Raw genomic sequence first — 16,745 nt, 5'->3', positions numbered from 1 at the left:
CTGATGCCTGCCGACTGTCGGTGATCAGGTGGTGGTCTGATGAAGAGGTGGGCCAGCGCTCTGGCACGCCGGCCCCGGTGACTACGCGAGGGTACGGTCTTTATTTGCCCGACTTCTCGTGCTGATGCCCCTTGGCATGGTCGTGTTTCTTGCCGTGATGGTGGTGGTCATGCTTCTTGGCGCTGTGGGGGTTGATGGCGGTGATCTGCAGGACGACGGGTTCGTTGCCGGTCTTGGCAAAGTGCTGCTGGCCCGCGGGGTGGGTGAAGATGCTGCCGGGGGGCAGGGTCTGCAGCTTGCTGGCGTCGTAGGTGTTGCCGAAGCCCAGTTGCAGGGTGCCGCTGATGACGTTGACGAAGAAGTAGCCTTCCTTGGGGCCGTGAGGTTGCAGTTCCTTGTTGGCGGGGATCTGGATGCGCAGGATGCGGACGTTGTAGTGGTCGTTGGCGTCCAGGATGGCCTTGCCGGAGGAAAGGTCGATCTGGTCGGGGGTGAGGACCTTGTCGACGCCCTGGGGCACCTGCGCATGTGCGTCGGTGCCGTGGTCGTGCTTGGCGTTGTCTTCGTGGGCGCTGGCCGCCAGGGGCAGGGTGGCCAGGGCGGCGGTGGCCAGCAGGGTGGCGAGGGGGCGGATGGCGTTCATGGTGTTCTCCTTGGGAGGGTGTTCTGGTTGATGCCGATGGTGGTGGCCATGCTGTCTTTCGCAGGCCATGTGTCTCTCTAGCCAGATGTAATGAATGCTAGTTCTATTGATACTTATTATTGTTGAGAGTTGTCAATGGGCTTTGGGCACGATGGGGCCGGGGTGATGGGACCGGGACGTTGTGGAAGGGATCAGGGAGGATCCGCCGAAGGGAGGGGCAGACGAGAGGGCACTACTGACCCTGAGGGTGGTGCCCGGGTATTCCCCCGCATGGTGCGCTGCCGGGGGCGTGGTAGGGTAGGATTTGCGGTTTCGATGTGCTGACGGGGAGGTTTTTTCATGAAGCGCCGTGCGTTTACGGGGGCTGCGCTGGGGCTGGCCGGCGGGATGGTGGTGTCTGGTCGGGCCGGTGTGTCGGGCTGGATGACAGAGGCGGTGGCGCAGGAGCCTGCGGCCGGTGCGCTGGTGCGCAAGCCGCTGGTGCTGGGCATGGTGCTGGAGCCGCCGGCGCTGGATCCGACGGCGGGTGCCGCTGCTGCCATTGCCGAGGTGGTGCTGTACAACGTGTTCGAGACGCTGGTGCATGTGGGGCCAAAGGGGGCGCTGTCGCCGCTGCTGGCCGAGCGCTGGTCGGGGTCGGAGGATGGGCTGACGTGGACGTTTCATCTGCGGCCGGGGGTGAAATTCCAGAACGGAAAGCCCTGTGATGCGGCGGCGGTGAAGTTCAGTTTCGAGCGGGCCGGCCGTGCGGACAGTGTGAACAAGGACCGGGCGTTCTTTGCGGCGATGTCGTCGGTGGACGCGAAGGATGCGCAGACGGTGGTGATCCGGCTGGCGCGTCCGGATGCGGATTTCCTGTTCATGCTGGGGCAGGCCACTGCGGTGATCGTGGAGCCTTCGAGTGCGGCGGGCAACGGGGCGCAGCCGGTGGGAACGGGGCCGTATCGTCTGGGAAGCTGGCGGCGGGGTACGTCGCTGACGCTGCAGGCGTGGCCGGAGTTCCGGGATGCGGCTTCGGTGTCATTCCCGCAGGTGACGTTCCGTTTCATCAGTGAGCCGGCGGCGCAGATGGCGGCGCTGATGGCCAATGAGGTGGATGTGTTTCCGCGGGTGACGGAGCGGGCCGTGGCGCGGCTGAAGGCGAATCCGGCCTGGCAGGTGGTGGTGTCGGGTTCGCGGGCGAAGACGCTGGTGGCTATCAACCATCGGCGCAAGGTGCTGGCGGATGTGCGGGTGCGGCGGGCGATCGCGGCGGCGATCGATCGGCAGGCGGTGCTGAAGGCGGGGCAGCTGGGGCATGGCACGCCGATCGGCAGCCATTACACGCCGGATGCGCCGGGTTACGTGGATATGACGGCGGTGAATGCGCATGATCCGGAGCGGGCCCGGGCGTTGCTGAAGGAGGCCGGGGTGACGCTGCCGCTGTCGTTGTCGCTGACGGTGCCGCCGCCGCCCTATGCGCGGCAGGCCGCGCAGGTGGTGATGGCGCAGCTGGCGAAGGTGGGCATCCAGTGCCGTGTGCAGCAGGTGGAGTGGGCGCAGTGGCTGGAAGGCACGTACCGCAACCACGACTACGATCTGAGCATCATTTCTCATGTGGAGCCGCTGGATCTGGGCAATTTCACGAAGCCGGACTATTACTGGGGCTATCGGTCGCCGCGCTTCGATGCGCTCTATCGGCAGCTGGTGACGGCGGTGAACGAGAAGGAGCGGCTGGATCTGCTGGCGCAGGTGCAGAAGCTGCTGGCCGAGGACTGTGTGCTGGCGTGGCTGTATCAGCCGCACTGGGTGTCGGTGGCCCGCAAGTCGCTGGTGGGGTTGTGGGATGACATGCCGATGCTGGTGAACGATCTGCGGTCGATGCGCTGGGTGAGCTGAGATGAAGGCTGTCGTCTCATGACGCGTTTCCTGCTGGGCCGGTGCCTGGGACTGGTGCTGACGCTGCTGGCGGCCAGTGCCGTGGTGTTCCTGGTGCTGGATGTGCTGCCGGGAGATGTGGCGCAGGTGATGCTGGGTCCGGATGCGGATCCGCAAGCGGTGCAGGCGCTGGCGGTGCAGCTGGGGCTGGATCGGCCGGCCTGGGTGCGCTATGGGCAGTGGCTCTTGGGGCTGTTGCAGGGCGAGCTGGGCATGAGTCAGGCCTACGGGGTGCCAGTGGCGGGGCTGCTGGCCGAGCGGCTGGTGCTGACGGTGCCGCTGACGCTGCTGGCGATGGGGCTGGCCGGCGGCATGGCGCTGCTGGCCGGGGTGTATGCGGCGCTGCATCATCGTCGCTGGGGCGATGTGGGGCTGATGGCGCTGGCGCAGCTGGGCATGGCCACGCCCGGGTTCTGGCTGGGGATGCTGCTGATCGTGGTGTTCTCGGTGCAGCTGGGCTGGCTGCCGTCGGGAGGCTTTGAGGGCTGGGAAGTCGGGCTGTGGCAGGGGCTGCGCTTCCTGTGGCTGCCGGCACTGGCGCTGGCCTGTGTGCAGGGTGCCATTCTGGCGCGCTTCGTGCGCACGTCGATGCTGGAGGTGCAGGGTGAGCCCTTCGTGCGGACGGCGCGTGCCAAGGGGCTGTCGATGCGTCAGGTGCTGTGGGGGCACGTGTTTCGCAATGCCTCCATTCCGGTGCTGACGGTGGCGGGGATGCAGTTTGCGGAGCTGCTGGGGGGCGCGGTGGTGATCGAGAACGTGTTTTCGCTGCCGGGGCTGGGGCGATTGCTGTTCCAGAGCATTGCCAACCGTGACCTGCCGGTGGTGCGCAATGGGGTGCTGCTGCTGGTGGCGATGGTGGTGGTGATCAATTTCCTGGTCGATGTGCTGGCGGCGTGGATCGATCCGCGTCTGCGGGCGCGTGTGCGCTGAGCGGGCGGGCGGATGGTGCCGGTGAACGAGGATCTTCAGACCAGTGCGCCCCGCCGGGATGGCGGGGCAGGGCATGTGGCGGAGTCTGCGGCAGGGCGCCTGTCGGAGGACCGTGGTGCGCGGCAAGGGGAAGACATGCCGCAGCAGGGGCACGTTGTCGCGGAGGCGAGGGCGACCGGTTTCTGGCGGCGGGCGCTGCGGCACCCGGGCTTTGTGGTCGGTGCGCTGCTAGTGCTGGCGCTGGTGCTGATGGCGGGGGTGTCGGCGTTCTGGACACCTTACGGGCCGGAAGATCTGGACATGGAGGCGGTGCTGGAGCCGTCTTCGGCGGCGCACTGGCTGGGCACGGATGCCTTTGGGCGCGATGTGGCTTCGCTGCTGCTCTTGGGCGCGCAGGCGTCGCTGCTGGCCGGGGTGATTGCGGTGGGTATCGGGCTGGGGGCAGGGCTGCTGCTGGGGCTTCTGGCCGCGGCCAGGCCGGGGCACGTGCAGGGGCTGATCATGCGCACGGCGGATTTCATGCTGGCCTTTCCGGCGATCCTGACGGCGATCATGCTGACGGCGGTGTTCGGGGCCGGACTGGGCAATGCCATCGTGGCGGTGGGCATCTACAACATTCCGTCTTTCGTGCGCATCACGCGCGCGGCCGCCGCCGGGGTGTGGTCGCGTGAGTATGCGATGGCGGCGCGGGCCTGCGGGCTGGGGCCATGGCAGATCACGTGGCGGCATGTGCTGCCCAACATCCTGCCGCTCTTGCTGGTGCAGGCAACGGTGCGCTTTGCGGTGGCGATCCTGGCGGAGGCGGCGCTGTCGTTCCTGGGATTTGGGGTGCAGCCGCCGCAACCTTCCTGGGGGCGGATGCTGGCCGATGCGCAGTCGGTGCTGTTCGAGGCGCCGCTGCAGGCGTTGTGGCCGGGGCTGGCCATCATGCTGGCGGTGCTGGGGCTGAACCTGCTGGGGGACGGGCTGCGGGATCTGCTGGATCCGAAGCTGCGCCGACGTTGAGGAGCAAGGGATGAGGCTGGGACTGACCAATCTGGCGTGGGATCCGTCTCGGGACGAGGCGGTGGCCGGGCTGCTGGCGCGGCTTGGGGTGGATGCCATCGACGTGGCGCCCACCAAGTATTTTGCGGATGTGGCGGCGGTGCGTGAGGCCGAGGTGCGCCGGGTGCGCGACTGGTGGGCGGATCGGGGCATCGAGATCACGGGCATGCAGTCGCTGCTGTATGGCACGCAGGGGCTGAACCTGTTCGGTCCGCCGGACGTTCAACAGCGGATGCTGGCGTATCTGGCAGCGGTGTGTCGGGTGGGGGCCTGGCTGGGTGCGACGCGGCTGGTGTTCGGGTCGCCGGCCAATCGCAACCGGACGGGGCTGACCGATGCCGAGGCATGGACGCGGGCGCTGGAGTTCTTCGGGCGGCTGGTGGAGGTGGCGGCCGACGCAGGCGTGACGATCTGCCTGGAGGGCGTGCATCCGCACTATGGCGCGAACTTCATGACGGACACGGCGTCCAGCCTGCGCATGGCCCGGACGCTGAGCCATCCGTCCGTGGGTATCGTGCTGGACACGGCGGTGGTGCAGCTCAATGGCGAGGACATCGAGGCGCTGCTGGCCGAGGGCGCGGCCTGGGTGCGGCATATCCATGCCAGCGAGAAGGACCTGGTGCCGCTGGGGCAGCCTGCCGGCGTGCGGCAGCCGGGAGTGCAGTCAGGAGTGCCGCCGGGGCATCTTCCAGAGGCGGTCGATCATGCCACCATGGCGGCGGCGATCCGTCGCTGGGTGCCGGACCGGGTGGTGTGCGTGGAGATTCTTGCAAGAGAGAATGATTTGCATTTTGCAAATATCGAGCAGTCGCTGGCATTTGCGCGGCGACATTACTGATCGGCAGCACTAGTTAATAAGATTGATTATTGTTATTTAATGCGATATGGGTATTTGGAAGCCGCCAAGTCATTGATTTCTGACGCTTCTCTGAAAGAATGGTGAAACGGACGTGCTTATGGGTTAATATGCCCCCGTTCCTCTTTGGGGAGTAGCCTGCTTCCGCAATGGAAGTGCTTCCGTCAACAGACTCGGCTGTCGGTATATAGGACGTGTTTTACAGGGCGCGTCCTTGCTTCGACGCTGTGGCGGAAGCGGCCCGGGATGTTTCTGGACAGGGGCGCTGACGCCATGCGTGGCGTTTTGGTAGCCCGTTCCGCACTTCCCGGCAGCCGGTCCACCTGGACCGGGCCTGGCGAGACCGACGAGCGACACGCCGCGCAGGCATCGGTCGGATGCGTGGTGTGTTGTGTCGTGCCGGCCGCAGGTAATCCCTTTTCCCCATGAGTGCCCTTTCCATTGTTGCGCTTGGCATGGCCATGTCCACCGACGCTTTTGCGGCGGCGCTGGCCAGAGGCGCCTGCATGTCACGACCCCGCCTGTCTCAGGCGCTGGGCATCGGCATCCTTTTTGGCGTTGTCGAGGCCACCACGCCGCTGATTGGCTGGCTGCTGGGATCGGCAGCCTCGCGCTTCGTGGCCAGCATCGACCACTGGGTGGCTTTTGTGCTGCTGGCGGGGCTGGGCATTCACATGGTCTGGAAGTCGTTCCAGCCTCTGGAGCCCGACTGTGATGATCAGACGGATGCACCGTACGACACGGGGGTACAGCTGGGTGCAGATGGCAGTGCCCTGCGGACGGGACGTCTGTTGCCGGCCGGCCTGCTGTCGATGCTGCTGACCAGCGTGGCCACCAGCATCGACGCGATGGCGGTGGGCGTGACGCTGGCCTTCGTGGACGTGCCCATCGGCCAGGTGGCGTTGGTGATCGGCCTGTGCACCACGATGATGGTGACACTTGGCGTGATGCTGGGCCGGCTGCTGGGCACGCTGGTGGGCCGGCGCGCCGAGATGCTGGGCGGCATCGTGCTGATCGTGATCGGGACGGTGATCCTGTACGAGCACCTGGCCGAAGGGCCCGCGCTGGCGTTGCTGCGCAGCGGGGCCCTGGGCTGAGGGAGCAGGGGCGTCACCACTTCAGGTCGAGGCGTACCCAGGCGGTGCGGCCGGGCTCGTTGATGCGGGTGCTGGAGCCGGCGTTGGGGTTGACCCGCCTCACACCCAGAAATAGCGCACCACGTGGAAGAAGATGGGTGCGGAGAAGCACAGCGAATCCAGGCGGTCGAGCATGCCGCCATGGCCTTCGATCATGGCGCCCCAGTCCTTGACGCCGCGGTCACGCTTGATGGCGGACATCACCAGGCCACCCGCAAAGCCCATGAGGTTGACGAGGATGGCGATGAGCGCGGCCTGCCACCAGGCAAAGGGTGTGATCCAGCAGAGAGCCATGCCCAGGCACGAGGCCAACAGCACCCCGCCCACAAAACCTTCCACGGTCTTGGAGGGGGAGAGTACCGGTGCAATCCGGTGTCTGCCGGCCAGCTTGCCGCACACGTACTGCAGCACGTCCGAACTCTGCACCACCAGAATCAGCCAGTTGATCAGCAGCAGGTTGCTGTCGCGATAATCCGGAATGTCCAACACCATCAGCGCCGGCACGCAGGAAATGCAGTAGACCGCAACCATCAGCCCCCATTGCACGGTGGATGCGCGCGTCAGGAACTGCTGCGTGTCGTTGCCCAGCGTGGCCAGAATGGGCAGCAGCAGAAAACCATAGACCGGGATGAACACCGAGAAGAGCCCATACCAGCCAATGGCAATCAGGTAATACTGCAGAGGCAGCACCAGATAGAACGCGGCGATCAGCGCCAGATGGTCTCCCCGCCGGGTGGGGGCGATGGTGAGAAACTCGCGCAGTGCAAAGAAGGAAATGCCGGCGAACAGCAGGATCACCGCCCAGTGACCGATGGCCAGCGTGCCACTCATCACCACGGCCATCACCCACCACGCCTTGATGCGTGCGTTGAGGTTGTCGATGACGGCGTGCGGCGTGTCGAAACCCACGCGCCATTTGAGCAGGGCACCGATGAGCGAGGCCACCACCAGCATGCCGAGGATGAGGCCGTTGAGGAGCAGGGTGTGATGCGTCATGGTTCAGGGGCGGCCTGCGGCGGAGCAGGCATATGCCGTGACAGGGTGGGGGAGAAGGGCAGAACCGGCAGAAGCCGGTGGAGGCAGGCCGGGGACATGGCAGCAGGGGGCTGTGCCGGGATCGGTGGTTTCGGCATGCCTGCTCCCGGTCAGTCCCGCTGGGGCCTGAGTGCCAGCAGGGCGGCACGGGCGCGGGCGAGGTAGTCGTCCTTGGGGGAGTGCGGCATGTTCTGCGCCGCCTCTGGTTTTGCCCCGTCGTTCAGGGGAACCGGTGCACCGAAGGTCACGGTGCACAGCAGCGGCAGCGGAATGACCTGCCCCTTGGGCATGACCCGGTTCAGGTTCTCCAGCCAGACCGGCACGAACTCGACCTGCGGCCAGGCCCGGGCCAGGTGGTAGATGCCGGATTTGAAGGGCAGCAGTCCGTCTCCCAGGTTGCGGGTGCCTTCGGGAAAAATAATCAGTGAATGCCCCCTGGCCAGCGCATCGTGCAGAGGCTGCATGGCGCGCGCGGCGGCCTCGGCGCGGGCGGTGTCGGTTGGGGTGCCGGCATCGGCCGGCGCTGTGCTGCTGCTGCGTTCGACCAGTACGCCATGGAACACGTCATGGATGATGAAGCGCTTCAGCGTGGAGCCGTTCCAGTAATCGGCGCCGGCCACGGGCCGGGTCACGGCACGCAGCGCGGGTGGCAGCGAGGCCCAGAGCAGCAGGAAGTCGGTGTGGCTGCTGTGGTTGGCAAAGTAGACGCGCTGACGCGGTTCCGGCGCACAGCCGCTCCAGAAACTGCGCACCCCCGTCAGGGCACGTGCCAGCGTCATCAGGCCAAGGCCGGCCATGCGGGCCAGCGGGCGCGTGGGCAGGCGGACGGTCTCCGGCGGGTGGGCGGTGGACGGGGAATCGGGCTGCGGCGTGGTGCCCATGGCGGAGTCTCCGGGGCGGTGCAGACAGAAGTGTTGACGGGCCGGCGCCATGGTGCGTCACCGGGCCGGGGATGTCGTGCCGAAGGGGCGGGGCGGTTGGCGGGAGGGGGTGGGCGGGGGTCATGCCCCGGTGTCGCCCTCCCCGGACGTGCCCAGTTCCCGTTCGAGCTGTTCGATGGCTTTCGAGGCGTACCATCGGCGGGAACGTGGGGTATCGAGCTTGTCCAGCATGACCTGGTTGTGTCCCCAGGGCAATTGTGCAGCAAGCTGCTGCACAAATTCGGGTTCCGGCCACGACTCGGCAAATGCACGCATGTACTTGAGATTGCGCGGCGAAAACCCCTTCATCTCCGGGAAGGCCGTGCGCAGATCCCGTGACAGCCGGTCGATCACTTTCGTTCCCCACCCCTGCTCGGCCTGGCGTTGCAGGATGTCCCGGCTGATCTGCCAGTACAGGCCGATCAGTTCCTGGTTGACGGCCAGTGCGGCGCGCTGCCGGGCGTGGTGGATGCGGCGCTTCAGGCTGGCCAGCCAGTCGGCATAGCCGGCGAGTGAGGTTGGGGTGGGAGTGTCTTTCATGCTCATGCCGTCAGCCACACGGCCTCCTGTTCGAGGGCCAGACCATTCAGCTCCATCTGCGTGAGCAGGGGGGCCAGATGGCTGGGCAGGTCGGGCCGGACACGCAGAAACGGGTCCAGCGTTCTGAGCCACAGTGCATGGCTGCCATAGCGCTGCAGGCTGTCTGCCCAGCCGGGCATCAGCCAGAAGTGGCAGGCATCGCCCAGCTGCGCGTGCAGGCGGGCAAAGTTGGCCAGCCCGATGCCATCGTAGTCGGGGAAATGGATCAGCCGGCTGCCCCGTGGGCGTGCTGCCAGCCAGCGGACCAGCAGGTCGGAGAGCTGGCCGTTGTAGTAGAGCAGCGTGACGGCAGGCCCCGGGGGCAGCCAGTCGGTGCGGTCGAAGAGCGCCTGGTTCTCGATGAGCCAGAGGGGGGCGTCGGTATGCCAGTCGTCGTCCGGGGTGATGCGCAGGCAGGCTGCCCCGAAGTCGCGGGTGTGTGCTGCCAGGGGCAGGTGCAGGTTTCTGGTGGGGGCATGCCAGTCGAGGGGGGCGCTCGATGTGCCCTGTCCGGCTGGGACGCTGTCCGGCACCGTCATGGCGATGTGGCTGGCACCCCAGGGTGAGTCAGAACCACTTTCCGGTTGCCCCGAAGAAGGAGGCATGACGCTGTTCCGACGGGGGAAGGCTGCCTTCAGCAGGACATAGCCAGCGTCGTGTGCATGCCGGCCGGCCTTGCTGTCACGGCGGTGGCCGATGTTGTGGGCGCGGATGGGAGGCGCGCCTGCAGCGGCTGATGTGCCCGTGGTGAGGGGCGTGTCTGTATCAGGTGGCGCGCAGGGCGTGCCTGTCGAATCTGCAACGGGCGGTGCACCTTTGGCGGGAGACGGTACCCAGGAACGGGGGTGAGGTGCCGGTGCTGCCTCGGGAGAGGCAGGCACTGGCGGGATGGGGGCCAGCGGCGACAGGGTGCGCAGATGCAGCGCGAAGACGGCGGGGTTGCTGATGCGGTAACTGCCGCCGCTGCCCCGGGCCAGAAACTGTACGGCGCCCGTCTGCTGGCCGAACCGTTCCAGTGCCCGGCGCTGGGCAGGGGTGAATGCGCTGACGGGCAGTGGGTTCTGGCCGTTGAGTCTGAGCAGGGCGGCTCGCAATGCGTTTTCGTGTTTGCTCATGCTTCTTCCAGCGGCTCGATGATCTGCCAGCTCAGGCGGCTGATCTGGTTGTGCCCGTCGTGATGCTGGATGGGCACGATGTAGCGGGCGGTGACGAGTGGCGCCGGTGAGGCAAAGATCAGCGAAAAGCCGAAATCGGCGGCCGTGTCGATCAGGCTGCGCTGGTTGCGGGCATCCAGTGCCAGTGCCTCGTCCAGATAGCAGATGCCCTGAATGGGACGGCGCTGGTCCTGCATCAGATGCAGCATGGCCAGGCCGGTGATGAGCTTGGCCATCAGCACGGTGCCGTTGGAGGCGGCGCTGTCCAGATCATTGAAGGCTTCGGCCGTCTGCCCCTCCTTGCCCACCCAGAAACGCAGCTCGAACAGGTCGGCCACGCGCAGCCCCTGGCGGGCGTTGCCTTCCTCGATCAGCAGGGTCTTGGCGCGGTCGAGCTGGTCGTCATCCAGCACGCTCTGCTGGTTGAACAGATCGAAGGTTTCGCCGCTGTCCACCGTGGCTGCGGTGCTGATCAGCAGTTCGATGGCCTCGACCAGCGGGGTGTTGTCTTCGGGCTCGATTTTGAACACGCTCAGGTCGGACAGGCGGCGGCCACCGATCTTGCGGTTGAATTCGCGCATCCGGCCTTTGAAGGCATTGAGCCCATCGCGCAGTTCGCGCAGGCTGGCTGCCACATTGACCACGGCCGAGCGGGATTTCTTTTCCAGGGCCTCGAATTCCTGCGGCAGGTGATGCGCAAAAGTGATGAGGCGGCTCACCTCCGTTTCCGGATTTTCGCTCAGGTGGTACTTGGTCAGACCGCCGGTGTTCAGGTCGATGAGCAGCCGGCGAATCTGCTCGTCCAGTTCCGGTAGCTGCCGGCAGTCGGCCAGATAGTGCTGCAGGTGGTCGGCCAGCTTGTCCATGGCCAGGTCCGGCTGGGCCAGCCAGGGGTGATGGGGCAGTTCGGGCAGCCAGGTGAAGGGTGGCTGGTGATCCTGCCGTTGGTTGCGGCGCTGCTCGATGCGCCGGTGCTGCTCCTGCAGCGTGTGCAGATCCTGCTGCAGCTGCTGGCGCTGCCGGTCCAGGGCCTGCTGTCTTTCAGCGGCCTTTGCCAGCGTTTCGGTGAGTGTGGCCAGCATCTGCTGCAGTTCCGTCAGCCGCTGCTGGCGTGCCGGTTCGGCGGTTTGCAGGGTCTGCATCTCGGCCCAGGCGCGGATGTCCTCGTCGAGCTGCTTCAGCTGCGCATCCAGTGCCTGACGCTGGGCCCTGACCGTTTCCAGCGTGCGGGCCGTGTCGAGCTGTTCATGCAGCTGTTTCAGCTGTGCCTGCAACTCCTGCTGCAGGGTGGTGAGTTCGGCCAGGCTGCGCTGTTCGTGCTGGGCCGTCAGTGCGTCCAGATTGAGTTTCAGCCCCGGCAGGCCGGAGGGCTGCGAGGTCAGGATTGACGCAAGCGCCGCTGCATCCAGCGTGAAATCATCTGCGCCCAGGGTGAGCACGGAGCGGGCCAGTGTCCTGTTGAGGACGGTCAGCTGTTCCGGCGCGAGCTGGCTGGCCAGCTGCTGGTAGAGGTTGTTGCCCTGCGTGCGGATTTCCTGTTCCAGCTGGGCCAGTTCCCGTTGCAGGCGCTGGATTTCGCGCTCGATGGCGGCCGGCTCGCGGCTTTGCGCCTGACCGATGCGCACGACGATGGCATCGATGTCCTGCTGCAGCGCGGCGCGCTGCTGGTCCAGCAGCTGCCGTTCCGGAATGAGGGCAAAGCGGCGCTGCAGCGCCTGCAGCTGGTCGGTCTGCTGGCGCAGCTGTTTTTCTTCCTGTTCGGCCAGGCTCTGCTGGCGGGCCAGCTGGATGTCCTCGTCCCGCAGGCGTTTCATCTCGGTGTCGTGCTGGCCCAGCTCCCGCGTCAGTGCCTGGTGGCGTGTGTCGTAATGCTGCTGCCAGTGGGCGAGGGCGTCGTCGATCAGCGGCTTCATGCACAGCAGCCGGCCGCGCAATTCCAGTCGCGCCTCGTGTTTCTGTTCCAGTGTTTCCAGCAACACTTTCTGGGCAACGGCCGCACGATACTGGCTCCATTCCCCATTCAGATCGGCAAAGGCACGGTCCCATTCGGCCTTGAAATCGATGCCCGCATCGGGCAGATCGCGCCGGAATATCTGCAGCAGGTTTTTCTTGACGTCGGCCGAGGTGAGACGGTCGAGCTTCAGTGTGTGCGTCAGCACCCGCTGGAAGCTGGCCGCATCACTGGCATGTTCCAGCCGGAACACACACAGGTCCAGCTCGCTGGTGGCCTTGCGGTTGCGACCGCCGTAGATCATGTCGGCAAATTCGCTGCCCGAATAGCTGAATACCCGCCGCTCGTGCGTAGCCAGATGGGCCGCCAGCTGCGGCTGGGCCACCAGTTCGCCACCAGGCAGCCGGTATTCGTCCACATTCAGTGGCCCCGCATAGGCAAAATACTCGTAATCGAAACTCACGCCCTTGCCCACGCAACCGAGCACCACGGTGCCGGTTTCGGGCAGCGTGACCTCCAGCAGGATGTAGGCGCTGTTGTGCGGAAAATAGAAACGCCGGCTCTTGTCGGCATCGTGTGCGCCGAAATTCATCACCCGCCGGTCGATGATCAGCAGATACTGCAGCGCGTTGATGAGACTGGTCTTGCCCGTGTTGTTGGGTGCCACCAGCGACACCGAACCATCGAGCGGCAGCTCGGCGCGGGAATAGCCGGCACTGTTGAGCAGCACCAGACGCTGGAAACCGTATTGCATCAGGGAGCCTCTCCGGTGTCGGTATCAGGGGCGTCGCTGGACGGGGCGTCCTCACTGGCTGGGTTGTCGTCAATGGACAGGTCGTCTTCACCGGTCATGACTTCGTTGCCGTTGCCTATCGCATCGCCGGATGGGCAGGGGGCATCCCCGCCGGCATTGTCATCATCGATGGGGGAGGGCCTTCTCCGGGGGCTGATCCTGCCGGAAAGACCGTCCGCTTCGCTGGAGGCCGCGCCCCCTGCGCCTGCCTGCATACCATCTGCATCGTCGGACGGACCGAACCCGGCGTCTGTGGTGTCGCGTTCGTCGGCGGCCAGCGCCTGAAAATGGTCCAGGTAGCGATACACCGCCGGCAGCAGCCGCCAGCCGGCGCCATCACGCTGCGCAAAACCCAGACCAGCGGCCCGGTCGAAGAGTTCCCGCAGCCCTTCGGTGTCCAGCCCCTCGGCCTCCAGCATGTCCTGATGCTGCTTGTGCGTCTCGGCCAGCAGCTCGCGCGTGACCAGCCAGTCGGCAAACCGCTGCAGTGTCTGCCCTGCATTGGCCTGCGTATCGAAAATGACCATGAACAGCAGGGCCAGCTGCCGGCTGATCCGGTTGATGGGGGCACTGGCCGACGGCGTGTGGAACCACGCAAATCCCCGGTGATCCACGCGCAGCGTGTAGCCCAGCGACGAGAACAGCAGCGTGTAATCGGCCTCGTGCCTTTCCAGCTCGGCCCACAGCGCCGGATCGGCCACGCGGTTCAGGTGCCGGCCCGCCAGAAAGAGCCGGAACAGCGCGTCCAGCGAGGCGAGTGGCCCCAGCGCGGAGGCCAGGGGAGAAGATGCGGATCCGTTCATGGTTTCGATGATGGCGCAATGGCCACGGCTTCATGGGGGTGATGCAGCACACGGATGGCATGCAGGTCGAGCTGCCGGGTGGTGCTGGCTGGCGTGGTCTGCCAGGGCACGTCACCATGCTGCAGGTCATGAAACAGCCGCATCAGCGTGGCATCCTGCAGGTGGCCGTAGCTGGCCTTCAGCCAGGCCAGCAGGTCCGTCACGGGCAGGCTGGCGGCCAGATGGCTGCGCAGCGCGGCCTCGTCCACCACGTCGGGCAGGGGTACCGTTTCGGAAGCAGGCAGGTCCTGCGGAAAGGCAACCGCCTGCGGCCGGTAGTGCCGGGCTGCCGCCATGATGTCGCGCACTTCGTCTCCGGCCTGGATTTTCAGGCCGCGGCCATTGCGCCAGACCGGCAAGCGGCTGTCTCTGGCCGGACGGGAAAGCACCCGGTGCAGCCCCTTCTTGCGTACCGATTGCAGCAGGGAGGCGATGGCACTGGTGAGTGCGTTGTGCTGCAGCGCCTCCTCGCGCAGCGGCAGCAGGATGTCTGCGCACTGCTGTGCCACGATCCGCCCGAACCGGCGCAGCTCCTTGGCCTGATAGGACACCTGCCGCAACTGCAGCCGGTGCGAATACAGGCTGCCCTGGATGGTGAACTGCTCCAGCGCCTGGTCCAGCGTGCGCTCGGCGGCCTCCAGATGCTGGTAGAAACTGCCTTCCGGCCCCGTGTCCATCATGCTGTTCATGGGTTCGACATACTGGTCGTACGCCTGCAGGACGCGCTGGTAGCGCTGGCTGGCCGGCATGTGGGCGTCGGCACTGCGGGCATTTTCGGCCAGCTCCTGAATGGCATGCCGGTCCTGCTCCAGCTGCAGGCCGATCTGCCGGAACAGCTCGGCCAGCTGGCTGGCGGGCCAGCGCACGCGGTCGATGTCGTGCCGGACGATGCCCTCGGCCAGTGCTTCCGTGGCATCGCGGATGGCGGCGACACGGGCCTGCAGGACGGCGGTCAGGCCCAGCTCGTGCTCGCGGGTCAGGCCACGCACGAAGGTGAGGACATGCGGATCGAGCTGCAGATCATCGCTGCGCGGCACGGTTTGCAGCAACATACTGTTGACCATCTGGCGCAGAAGGGCACCCTGCTGTTCGGCGTTCAGCCCGGGGTTGCTCCGTGCGATGCAGGCACGCACCTGTTCGGTCGTGAAGATGGGAAACTCACGTGACAGGCGTGCCAGCACCTCGATGGTGTCCCAGTGGGTGTGGAGGGCATGGACCAGGGCGCGGGGGGTGATCATGGGGGGATTCTAGAATGTGCCATGGGGCCGGAGCGTGTCGGGGGGCCGTTCATTCCTGTGCTGGCCCTGGTCGTGTGTGGCCCTGGCCGTGTGCCGGCAAGACGCCATCTGCAGGGGTGGTCTCCGTGCCAGGCAGGGTAACGCCGGCCGTGCACGGATTCGGGGTTTGCCCTCATCGGGGGGCGTCCGGCGAGGGCCTCTGTCGAAGCTCCTTCTCGAGCAGCTCCTGCAGGGCTCTCATCACGTCTCCGGCGTCCTGCCGGGCAGAAGTTACCGGCGGTGAGGGCGGGTTGTTCCGGCTGCCATTGAGGGAGCTGCCGGCATAGGTATGGTCGGCATCGGTGTGGCTGGTATGGGCGTGGCTGGTGTCGCTCCAGTTGACAGGTGCCTGGCTGGCATGGGAGCTGCCGGCCGGTGAAGCGCCGTTGCAAGAGGCGTTGATGTGTGAGGTGCCGTTGCGGGAGGTGCCGTTGTGGGTGGCGTTGATGTGGGTGTTGCCGGCATGGGCGGAACCTGCCGGGTGACCGTCCCTGGTCAGGGCTTCGATGGCACGGTCGGCGAAGGCCGGTGCACCGGGCTGGCCGTTCGGGGGCAGCGGACTTGCCGGGTGTGACCGGCCTGGCGGATGCGAGGCGGCGTGCCGGTCGATGTGGCCCAGGTTTCGGGTTGGGTCTATCTGGTCACGGACCCGCTGTTTCAGCACCTTGGCATCGGGAAAGCCGCCGTCGGTCTTGCAGTCCCAGATGGGCACGCCGTTGCAATGGATCTGGAAGACGCCTCCGGTGTCGGGGATCAGCGTGATGCCACCGGCCAGATCGGTGCCAAAGGTGGAGAGCAGTTCCTGCGCCATCCAGCCGGCGCGGAGCATCCAGTTGCAGAGGGTGCAGTAGCGGATGGTTATGGTGTGGGCGGCCATGATGTCTCCTTGGGGGCGCGCATGCGGGCTGCCCCCGTCAGGGCGTCTTCCCTGGAGATGTCCATGCCAGACTCCCTGATGATAGTCTGCCTCACCTGGGTGGCGGATGGCCAGAAGGGTTACATGTCCGTGGGGGGAGCAGGGGGCGTGTCATGTCCTGCGGTGCCCGGTCGTGTTTCATGGATGACCGGGTTGCCGGGCGGCACATCAGTGTCCCATCCTGTCCCACTCGCTGCACAGTTTGCGGAACGAGCGGCTGCGGTCGTGGGCCAGCTGCAGATCGAAACGTGCAGAGAATGCAGGCTGGTCGGTTGTTTCACCGTATCCCCTGGGCATTCTGCTTCCCATCCAGTCTTTGGCACTGCGCGGCGACTCGGGGTCGGCATCATGGTCGGATGGCCGCAGCGCAAATCCCCTTTCGCCATCGAGGGATGCGGCGGCGGCGATGAACCAGGCTTCGTATTCCCGGTTGGCCAGCACGACGGAGACATGCCGGTGCGGAATATAGTCCTGCGCCCGATGCAGGATGGTGGTGCCGAGTTGGGCAGGGCAGTCATCGTCTGCGTCCAGCAGGATGAGTACGCATCCCTCATCTCCCGCCTTGCCGGCAGCCAGCTGCAGGTAGCGGTGGAACTCCTGTTCCCTGTTGAGGAACTGGTTGCGCTTGACGAGAATGGGGCGCAGCACCTCGGAATATCGCGCGGGTGTGCGCCATTGGGCGATCCGGCGCAGCAGGATGGGCAGTGAGGCGACTTCGCCATGGCCTTCGACAATGGCAGCGATTTTCATGA

General features: G+C 66.0%; 14 protein-coding genes and 1 pseudogene. 5 read left to right on the top strand and 10 right to left on the bottom strand.

What is annotated here, in order from left to right; translation table 11 throughout:
• Nucleotides 1–100: 100 nt before the first annotated feature.
• Nucleotides 101–643, bottom strand: coding sequence for a cupin domain-containing protein (locus EL249_RS00990; RefSeq protein WP_005674930.1), 543 nt, complete (start codon nucleotides 641–643; stop codon nucleotides 101–103).
• A gap of 339 nt (nucleotides 644–982) precedes the next feature.
• On the opposite strand from EL249_RS00990, the gene EL249_RS00985 reads away from it, so the two are divergent.
• The 5 genes from EL249_RS00985 (at nucleotide 983) to EL249_RS00965 (ending at nucleotide 6,487) form a co-directional block, all read left to right on the top strand.
• The gene (locus tag EL249_RS00985; protein ID WP_005674932.1) at nucleotides 983–2,521 is read left to right on the top strand and encodes an ABC transporter substrate-binding protein; all 1,539 of its coding nucleotides are present in this window, start codon (nucleotides 983–985) and stop codon (nucleotides 2,519–2,521) included.
• 18 nt (nucleotides 2,522–2,539) lie between these two features.
• On the top strand, nucleotides 2,540–3,490 hold the full coding sequence (locus tag EL249_RS00980; RefSeq protein ID WP_005674933.1) for an ABC transporter permease: 951 nt from the start codon (nucleotides 2,540–2,542) through the stop codon (nucleotides 3,488–3,490).
• Between the two features lie 135 nt (nucleotides 3,491–3,625).
• Nucleotides 3,626–4,495, top strand: a complete 870-nt coding sequence (locus EL249_RS00975) for an ABC transporter permease (RefSeq protein ID WP_040532121.1) — start codon at nucleotides 3,626–3,628, stop codon at nucleotides 4,493–4,495.
• Between the two features lie 10 nt (nucleotides 4,496–4,505).
• Nucleotides 4,506–5,372 (top strand): sugar phosphate isomerase/epimerase family protein, encoded by an 867-nt coding sequence (locus EL249_RS00970; RefSeq protein ID WP_005674935.1) that lies wholly within the window; start codon nucleotides 4,506–4,508, stop codon nucleotides 5,370–5,372.
• Between the two features lie 443 nt (nucleotides 5,373–5,815).
• Nucleotides 5,816–6,487 (top strand): manganese efflux pump MntP, encoded by a 672-nt coding sequence (locus EL249_RS00965; protein WP_005674936.1) that lies wholly within the window; start codon nucleotides 5,816–5,818, stop codon nucleotides 6,485–6,487.
• A 99-nt stretch (nucleotides 6,488–6,586) separates the two neighbouring features.
• On the opposite strand, the gene EL249_RS00960 is transcribed toward EL249_RS00965, so the two are convergent.
• The 9 genes and pseudogenes from EL249_RS00960 to EL249_RS00920 all read right to left on the bottom strand — a co-directional run bounded on the left by EL249_RS00960 (nucleotide 6,587) and on the right by EL249_RS00920 (nucleotide 16,743).
• Entirely contained in the window at nucleotides 6,587–7,522 is a 936-nt protein-coding gene (locus EL249_RS00960) for a phosphatidate cytidylyltransferase (RefSeq protein ID WP_005674937.1), read from the bottom strand.
• A gap of 149 nt (nucleotides 7,523–7,671) precedes the next feature.
• The gene (locus EL249_RS00955; protein ID WP_005674938.1) at nucleotides 7,672–8,442 is read right to left on the bottom strand and encodes a lysophospholipid acyltransferase family protein; all 771 of its coding nucleotides are present in this window, start codon (nucleotides 8,440–8,442) and stop codon (nucleotides 7,672–7,674) included.
• A 120-nt stretch (nucleotides 8,443–8,562) separates the two neighbouring features.
• On the bottom strand, nucleotides 8,563–9,027 hold the full coding sequence (locus tag EL249_RS00950; protein ID WP_197721594.1) for a DUF1016 N-terminal domain-containing protein: 465 nt from the start codon (nucleotides 9,025–9,027) through the stop codon (nucleotides 8,563–8,565).
• Complete coding sequence (locus tag EL249_RS00945) at nucleotides 9,024–10,175, bottom strand: DUF7281 domain-containing protein (RefSeq protein WP_005674940.1); 1,152 nt, start codon at nucleotides 10,173–10,175, stop codon at nucleotides 9,024–9,026. The genes EL249_RS00950 and EL249_RS00945 overlap by 4 nt, the downstream gene beginning before the upstream one ends.
• The gene (locus tag EL249_RS00940; protein ID WP_005674942.1) at nucleotides 10,172–12,919 is read right to left on the bottom strand and encodes an Mks condensin complex protein MksF; all 2,748 of its coding nucleotides are present in this window, start codon (nucleotides 12,917–12,919) and stop codon (nucleotides 10,172–10,174) included. Before EL249_RS00940 ends, EL249_RS00945 begins: the two co-directional genes overlap by 4 nt.
• Nucleotides 12,919–13,761 (bottom strand): condensin complex protein MksE, encoded by an 843-nt coding sequence (locus tag EL249_RS13285; RefSeq protein ID WP_005674943.1) that lies wholly within the window; start codon nucleotides 13,759–13,761, stop codon nucleotides 12,919–12,921. The genes EL249_RS00940 and EL249_RS13285 overlap by 1 nt, the downstream gene beginning before the upstream one ends.
• Nucleotides 13,758–15,038: an MksB family condensin complex protein gene (locus EL249_RS00930; RefSeq protein WP_005674944.1), complete on the bottom strand. Its 1,281-nt coding sequence runs from the start codon at nucleotides 15,036–15,038 to the stop codon at nucleotides 13,758–13,760. The genes EL249_RS13285 and EL249_RS00930 overlap by 4 nt, the downstream gene beginning before the upstream one ends.
• 643 nt (nucleotides 15,039–15,681) lie before the next feature.
• A pseudogene (locus tag EL249_RS13435) lies at nucleotides 15,682–15,954 on the bottom strand (Rdx family protein); the annotation flags it as partial.
• A gap of 207 nt (nucleotides 15,955–16,161) precedes the next feature.
• On the bottom strand, nucleotides 16,162–16,743 hold the full coding sequence (locus EL249_RS00920) for a DUF4276 family protein (protein ID WP_005674946.1): 582 nt from the start codon (nucleotides 16,741–16,743) through the stop codon (nucleotides 16,162–16,164).
• Nucleotides 16,744–16,745: the final 2 nt, after the last annotated feature.

The organism is Lautropia mirabilis, assembly GCF_900637555.1.
Taxonomy (GTDB): Bacteria; Pseudomonadota; Gammaproteobacteria; order Burkholderiales; family Burkholderiaceae_E; genus Lautropia; species Lautropia mirabilis.
The sequence above is the reverse complement of the archived record's forward strand: the minus strand, read 5'-3'. Positions and strand labels throughout refer to the sequence as shown.

Excerpts from the sequence above, each read along its gene's own strand:
- EL249_RS00985 (WP_005674932.1), top strand. The coding sequence starts at position 983 with ATGAAGCGCCGTGCGTTTACGGGGGCTGCGCTGGGGCTGGCCGGCGGG.
- EL249_RS00940 (WP_005674942.1), bottom strand. The coding sequence starts at position 12,919 with ATGCAATACGGTTTCCAGCGTCTGGTGCTGCTCAACAGTGCCGGCTAT.
- EL249_RS00965 (WP_005674936.1), top strand. The coding sequence starts at position 5,816 with ATGAGTGCCCTTTCCATTGTTGCGCTTGGCATGGCCATGTCCACCGAC.
- EL249_RS00950 (WP_197721594.1), bottom strand. The coding sequence starts at position 9,027 with ATGAGCATGAAAGACACTCCCACCCCAACCTCACTCGCCGGCTATGCC.
- EL249_RS00955 (WP_005674938.1), bottom strand. The coding sequence starts at position 8,442 with ATGGGCACCACGCCGCAGCCCGATTCCCCGTCCACCGCCCACCCGCCG.
- EL249_RS00990 (WP_005674930.1), bottom strand. The coding sequence starts at position 643 with ATGAACGCCATCCGCCCCCTCGCCACCCTGCTGGCCACCGCCGCCCTG.
- EL249_RS00960 (WP_005674937.1), bottom strand. The coding sequence starts at position 7,522 with ATGACGCATCACACCCTGCTCCTCAACGGCCTCATCCTCGGCATGCTG.
- EL249_RS00980 (WP_005674933.1), top strand. The coding sequence starts at position 2,540 with ATGACGCGTTTCCTGCTGGGCCGGTGCCTGGGACTGGTGCTGACGCTG.
- EL249_RS00945 (WP_005674940.1), bottom strand. The coding sequence starts at position 10,175 with ATGAGCAAACACGAAAACGCATTGCGAGCCGCCCTGCTCAGACTCAAC.
- EL249_RS00920 (WP_005674946.1), bottom strand. The coding sequence starts at position 16,743 with ATGAAAATCGCTGCCATTGTCGAAGGCCATGGCGAAGTCGCCTCACTG.
- EL249_RS00975 (WP_040532121.1), top strand. The coding sequence starts at position 3,626 with ATGCCGCAGCAGGGGCACGTTGTCGCGGAGGCGAGGGCGACCGGTTTC.
- EL249_RS13285 (WP_005674943.1), bottom strand. The coding sequence starts at position 13,761 with ATGAACGGATCCGCATCTTCTCCCCTGGCCTCCGCGCTGGGGCCACTC.
- EL249_RS00930 (WP_005674944.1), bottom strand. The coding sequence starts at position 15,038 with ATGATCACCCCCCGCGCCCTGGTCCATGCCCTCCACACCCACTGGGAC.
- EL249_RS00970 (WP_005674935.1), top strand. The coding sequence starts at position 4,506 with ATGAGGCTGGGACTGACCAATCTGGCGTGGGATCCGTCTCGGGACGAG.